The organism is Mycobacterium sp. TH-M82 (assembly GCF_057473605.1).
The window spans coordinates 1-6,479 of record NZ_JBYCKY010000001.1 but is presented as its reverse complement, the minus strand read 5'-3'; the positions used below and the strand labels follow the sequence as shown (position 1 = coordinate 6,479).

The window sequence follows — 6,479 nt, the reverse complement described above, 5'->3', positions numbered from 1 at the left end:
CCGCCGGCCACCAGGTCCGCGAGCTGTTGCATGGGCGCACCCGCGCGGTGTGACCGCCGAGCGGGTTATCCTGGCCTGGCTGCCGACGCGGCCGGAGCCGTTCAAGCCGAGGAGGCAGAACGAGGAGGCAGAAGGTTGCGCATCGGGGCAATTACGGTCGGCTCACTCGATGAATGGACGTTGACCGCAGGCTCAGTCATCTCTTGGCACCCGACGGCTGTGGCTGTCGAGAAAGCTCGGCAAGCGCCGGTAAGTTCGGTGCCGATCAGTTACATGCAGGGCCAACATCTTCGTAACTTCTGCGAGCGGACAGCAGCGGGGCAGAGCTTTTCCCGCCAGATCATTGCCAGCTGTGAAGTGGCCGGCCAGTGTGATATCTCCGCCATGGATCACGCAGTTAACGCATACCTGCGTCGGCATGACACATTCCGCAGTTGGTTCGAACGTGTTGGCAATGGCGATTTCATAAGGCATGCGATCAACGATCCAGCTGATATTGAATTCGCACCGATCGACCACGGCGCCATGACAGTCGACGAAATACGCGCCCATGTCGTGGGGATACCGAGTCCACTGGAGTGGGGCTGCTTCACGTTCGGGATCGTTCAACACGAAGGCCACTTTACGTTTTTCGCCGCCATGGACCATATCCATGGGGACGCGACGTTGATCGGCACGACGATGTTGGAAGCCAACGGAATGTATTCGGCGTTGACCGGAGGCGGTGAACCCCTTACGCTGCCCGATGCCGGCAGCTTTGACGATTTCTGTGCCCGTGAACGTGAGTACACGTCGGCGTTAACTGTCGATTCGCCTGGAGTACGTAAGTGGATTGACTTCGCCGAGAACAACAATGGCGGCTTTCCTGAATTCCCACTCCCACTGGGTAACCCATCGGACTCGACCAGCAGTGACATGGCCTCCGAACTCCTGATGGACGCGGCGCAGACGGAGCGGTTCGAATCAGCCTGCACGGCGGCAGGCGCGCGCTTCGTCGGTGGCCTGTTCGCCTGCCTCGCCCTGGTGGAACATGAGTTTACCGGTGCTCTCACGTATTACGGACTTACTCCGAGGGATTCCCGCACCGCCGCGGAGAACTTTATGACACAGGGCTGGTTTACCGGCTTGATCCCGATCACCGTGCCAATAGGTGCGGCCTCTTTCGGCGCAGCCGCATGGGCAGCGCAGACTTCGTTCGATTCAGGTCTGGACATGGCGAAGGTGCCGTATTACCGCGTACTGGAATTGGCACCGTGGTTGAGCTGGCCACGGCCGAACTTTCCGGTGTCGAACTTCTTGCACGGCGGCGCCGCTCCGCTCAACGCTATTCTCGCGGCCGCTGACATGGGCCTGGCGAACAACATAGGGATCTATCCGGATGGTCGATATTCTTATCAACTGACCATCTATACATTTCGGTACGGGGAGGGCACGGCGATGGCAATCATGCATCCCGATAATCCGGTCGCCGAGAAATCAGTTTCCCGCTATATGGAGGCGATGAGGTCCGTGTGCGTGCGCGTCGCTGACAGCGGGCACTGGGGACGCGTCGCATAGTGTGGTGAGGGCGATATGCAACGGCTAGCCGATTTTGTGGTGCGGTGGCCCCGGATAGTAATAGGGATCTGGGTCGCGATTGCGGTCGCGCTGCCACTGACATTCCCATCGCTGGGCGAGATGGCCCAGAAGCATCCGCTCGCTCTCTTGCCCGGCGACGCACCGTCGAGCATCACCGCTCAAAAGATGGCCGGGGCGTTTCACGAATCGGGCTCAGAAGACCTCCTGGTGGTGGTCCTGACCGACGACATGGGGCTTGGTCCCGCCGACGAAGCCACGTACCGCAAACTGGTCGACGCGCTGCGCCGGGACACGCGAGACGTCGTGATGCTGCAGGATTTCATCGATACGCCACTCCTGCGTTCGGACGTGACCAGCAAGGACAACAAAGCCTGGGTGCTGCCGGTCGGCGTCGCGGGCGAGTTGGGCACTCCCCAGGCCTACGCCGCTTTCAACCAGATCGGCGACATCGTCAAAAACGCCGTGGCCGGAACAACCTTGACGGCAAACCTCGCCGGCCCCGCGGCAACCGTCGCCGACCTGACGGTCGCCGGCGATCACGATCGGCTGCCGATCGAACTGGCGATCGCCGTTCTGGTGCTCATCGTCCTGCTGGCGGTTTACCGCAGCGCGATCACTATGCTGCTGCCGTTGATATCGATCGGGATATCCCTGGTGATCGCAGAGGCGGCCGTGGCTGGATACTCCCAACTGACCGGCTCGGGCGTTTCGAACCAGTCCATCGTGTTTCTGAGCGCGATCATGGCCGGCGCCGGAACGGATTATGCGGTCTTTCTCATCAGCCGCTATCACGACCATCTGCGGTTGGGAGCGGATTGTGATCAGGCGGTCAAGGGGGCGATGATCTCGATCGGAAAAGTGATCGCCGCGTCTGCCGCCACCGTCGGAATCACCTTTCTCGTTGTAAGTTTCGCCCAAATGGGTGTGTTCAAAACGGTGGGAGCGTCGTCGGCGATGGGGATCGGCGTCGCGTTCCTTGCCGCCGTGACGTTGCTGCCGGCGATTGTGGTGCTGGCCGGGCCGCGAGGCTGGGTCAAGCCACGGCGGGAACTGACCGCTCGCTTCTGGCGACGTTCGGGCATACGCATTGTGCGCCGGCCGGTGGCACATCTGGCTGCCAGCATGCTGGTCTTGATCACACTGGCCAGCTGCGCCGGCTTCATGCATTACAACTACGACGATCGCAAGGCGCTGCGGTCTTCTGCGTCGAGTTCCGCCGGGTACGCCGCGCTGGACCGCCATTTCGCGGTGAACCAATCTATTCCGGAGTATATCCTCGTCCAATCGCCGAATGACCTGCGTACGCCGCAGGCCCTCGCCGACTTGGAGCAGATGGCTCAACGGGTCAGCCAGTTGCCGAACATCGCTGCAGTCAGCGGCATCACCCGTCCCACTGGAGCTGTGCCGGAAGAATTCAGAGCCACATATCAGGCGGGCGCTATCGGCGCCTTTTTGGCCGATGGATCCACCATGATCAACGATCACACGGATGAACTCAACCGGCTGACCAGCGGGGCCGACACGCTGGCCGCCAGCCTCCGCGATGTGCGCGGACAGGTCAGTCGACTCGTTGGCAGTGCGCAGAGTTTGATCGACTCCTTCTCATCGATGAAGAATCAGTACAGCGGCGACACCCTGGTCAAGGAGGTCGACATCGCGGCCAAGCTCGTGGACCACGTCAACTCACTCAGCGCTGCCATGGGCTGGAGCTTTTCCTCCGGCAAGAACATGTTCGCCTGGATAGGCCCGGTGCTGATGGCGTTGCAGGGCAACCCGGTCTGTGATAACGACGCGTCCTGCAGCGCCACCCGCTGGGAGTTCGAACGAATGGTCGATCCGCGCGCGCAACAAGACCTCGACGCGATCAACGATCTTGCGGGACAACTGCAGTCGTTCCCGGACGAACAGAGCCTGAACGCGTCGATAGACCGAGTGCGTCGCGCATTCGCGAACTTCACCGCGGTGATGCATTCCATGGGCCTGGACCAGCCGGGTGGCTTGAAAAAGAACCTGGCCCGCCTGCAAGGGGGCGCAGACCGGTTCGCCGATGGCAGCCGGCAGGTGGCTGACGCAGTGGCAGAACTCGTCGACCAAGTCAAACAGACGGGTGCCGGGCTCGGTGAGTCGTCGGCATTTCTGCTGACGTTGCAGCATGACGCGGCACAACCGGCAATGGCCGGGTTCAATATCCCGGCACCGCTGCTGCGCTTAGCCGAGTTCAAGCGGGCCGCCAAGATATTCATTTCGCCCGACGGCCACTCGGTACGGTACGTGGTTCAAACCAAACTCAACCCGTTCAGCACCGAAGCCATGGACCAGGTCAGCGCAATCAATGCGACCGCCCGGGGAGCCCAACCGAATACCCAATTGGCGGACGCCACCATATCGATGGCTGGATACAGCGTGAGTCTGCAGGACACCCGCGACTATTACCAACACGACATCCGATTCATTGTCGCCGTGACCCTCGTCGTGGTGCTACTGACCTTGGCTGTCCTGCTGCGTGCGGTTGTCGCGCCGCTGTACCTGGTTGCTTCCGTTGTGGTCTCGTATTTGTCGGCGGTCGGCGTTGGCGTGCTGGTATTTCAACTCGCACTCGGCCGACAGTTGCATTGGAGCGTGCCCCCACTAGCGTTCGTGGTGTTGGTGGCGGTGGGAGCCGATTACAACATGCTGCTCGCCTCACGAATGCGCGATGAGTCGACGCGCAGCATGCGCTATGGCGTCATTCGCACCCTGAGTTCGACCGGCGGTGTGATCACTGCGGCGGGCCTGATCTTCGCTGCCTCGATGTTCGGTCTCTTGTTCTCGAGCATCGGCACAGCGGTCCAAGGCGGTTTTGTGATCGGCGTCGGAATCTTGCTCGATACCTTCTTGGTGCGCACCATAACTGTGCCCGCCATCGCTGCGCTGGCCGGGCGGTCGAACTGGTGGCCGTCACGACCGGGATCGCGCCGGTCGCGGTCACCGGTCGGCCGAGCCGGGCCACAACCGGGTTAGTTAGTGCGAACCCCCGATGTATGTGAAACTACAAGACGATGCCGAGAGGTCAGGGATAGGGATGAAGAAACTCCTCGCAGGAGTGAGCGTGCTGCTAGCTGTCGGCGCCCCGGGATGCTTCGGCATCGGGGTCACGGTGGCCGACGACGCGCCCGCCGGCGGGACACCGGCACCCGGGACACCAACCGGCGGGACGGCGTACGCTCTCGGGGGCGCTCGTGTACTGGGTATCCCCTACGACGAGTACATACGCCGCGAAGGTGATGAATGGTTCCCCGGCCTGAGGCGGCAAATCGTTCGCTACCCCGCAGGGCAGGTTCAGGGCCACGTGTTGGAGCGTCTCTTCCCGGGCATCGGCCGGCTCGACGAATCCTTCCCGGGCCTGGGTGTGAACGGTCCCAGCATCGGCGAGTCGGTCGACGAAGGAGCAGACAACCTCGATTCAGCGATCCGCAACGGCGGCCCCGGTACCGCGATCGGCTTGTCTGAGGGTGCGTTCGTGCTGGATGCCGTGCAGGCTCGGCTGGCAGATGACCCAACCGCTCCACCACCGGACAAGCTGAACTTCGCTACATTTGGCGGCCCAACTGCGCGTCATGCCTTCGGTCAGAGTTTTCTGACCGCCATGTTCCCCGTCGGGTCCGTTGTTCCAGCACTCGACTACCGGATGCCGCCTCCGGCGGAGAGCCAATACGACACCAAGATCTTCGTCTCCGCCTACGACGCGATCGCCGACTTTCCCGACCGGCCGGACAATCTACTCGCCCTCGCCAACACGCTCATGGGCTTCGTCACGGGCCATACGGCGATTGCCTTCACCAACCCGAGTATGGTGCCGCCGCAGAACATCAGATCGACGGTGAACTCCAAGGGTGCGACAACGACGACGTATTTGATCCCCGAAAAACACCTTCCGCTCGTTATGCCGTTGGCTTACCTCGGGATTGACGAAGGGACACTGAATAAGCTTGACGCGGTGCTGACGCCGCACGTGAATGCGGGCTATTCGCGAAACGACGATCCGCTGACCGCGCCGATCCAGGTGGACCCGGTGCACGGCTACGACCCCGCGGCCGTCACCGCACCGGCCACCCAAGCCACCTTCGGTGGTGGCGCCGACCCGTTCTCGCAAATCCTCAACGGGGCCATGTCCGTGTTGTCCCCGGGCAAGGGCTGAGGCCGGCCGAGAGCGACGGAGTCGACGAGTTAGTACGGACGTGATGTGACGCCGATGTCCCAGTCATCTATTCTTTCGATGCTGCACGGGCGTGCCAGCCTGCGGCCCCATGACACAGCGTTCACTTTTACCAATTACGAGAACAACTGGGCGGGTGTTCCCGAGCGTCTCACGTGGTCGCAGTTGTCCCGCCGAACGCTGAATGTGGCACGCGAGCTCAGCTCCCATGGGTCGGTCGGAGACAGGGCGGTGATCCTGGCTCCCCAGTCTCTTGACTACATTGCGGCATTCCTGGGATCTATACAGGCTGGGCTGATCGCAGTTCCGCTCCCGTTGCCGCACCGCGGTTCGGGTCACGAGCGGGTCAGGGCCGTCCTTGCCGATACGTCGCCCTCGATTGTTCTCACAACGTCGGTGGCCGCGGAAGATATTGCCGAATATGTTGGTCAAGCACGCCTGGATGCTGTTCCAAAGATCGTCGAAATCGATTCGATGAATCTGGACGCCGATGACGGAACACGTGTTCGGACAGTGAATTTGCCCAGCACGGCCTATTTGCAGTACAGTTCAGGTTCAACCCGACTGCCGACCGGGGTCATGGTCTCGCACCGCAACCTTCAGGTGAACTTCGAGCAGCTGATGCGTGGTTTTTTCGCGGACTCCCACGTTGAAGTCCCGCCAAATACGACAATTGTTTCGTGGTTGCCTTTTTACCATGACATGG

General features: G+C 61.5%; 4 protein-coding genes. All 4 read left to right on the top strand.

Annotated features, from left to right (window positions below):
- Positions 1 to 135: 135 nt before the first annotated feature.
- Positions 136 to 1,557, top strand: coding sequence for a condensation domain-containing protein (locus AC2VON_RS00020; RefSeq protein WP_486951106.1), 1,422 nt, complete (start codon positions 136 to 138; stop codon positions 1,555 to 1,557).
- A 15-nt stretch (positions 1,558 to 1,572) separates the two neighbouring features.
- Complete coding sequence (locus AC2VON_RS00015; protein WP_486951105.1) at positions 1,573 to 4,578, top strand: MMPL/RND family transporter; 3,006 nt, start codon at positions 1,573 to 1,575, stop codon at positions 4,576 to 4,578.
- A 61-nt stretch (positions 4,579 to 4,639) separates the two neighbouring features.
- Positions 4,640 to 5,755 (top strand): acyltransferase PE, encoded by a 1,116-nt coding sequence (gene pe / locus AC2VON_RS00010; protein ID WP_486951104.1) that lies wholly within the window; start codon positions 4,640 to 4,642, stop codon positions 5,753 to 5,755.
- A 54-nt stretch (positions 5,756 to 5,809) separates the two neighbouring features.
- Positions 5,810 to 6,479, top strand: a 670-nt coding sequence (locus AC2VON_RS00005) for an AMP-binding protein (protein ID WP_486951103.1), incomplete at its 3' end; no start/stop codon positions are given.

What these genes read in the sequence shown, in the direction of transcription:
- AC2VON_RS00015 (WP_486951105.1), top strand. Translation starts at nt 1,573, where the DNA reads ATGCAACGGCTAGCCGATTTTGTGGTGCGGTGGCCCCGGATAGTAATA.
- pe (WP_486951104.1), top strand. Translation starts at nt 4,640, where the DNA reads ATGAAGAAACTCCTCGCAGGAGTGAGCGTGCTGCTAGCTGTCGGCGCC.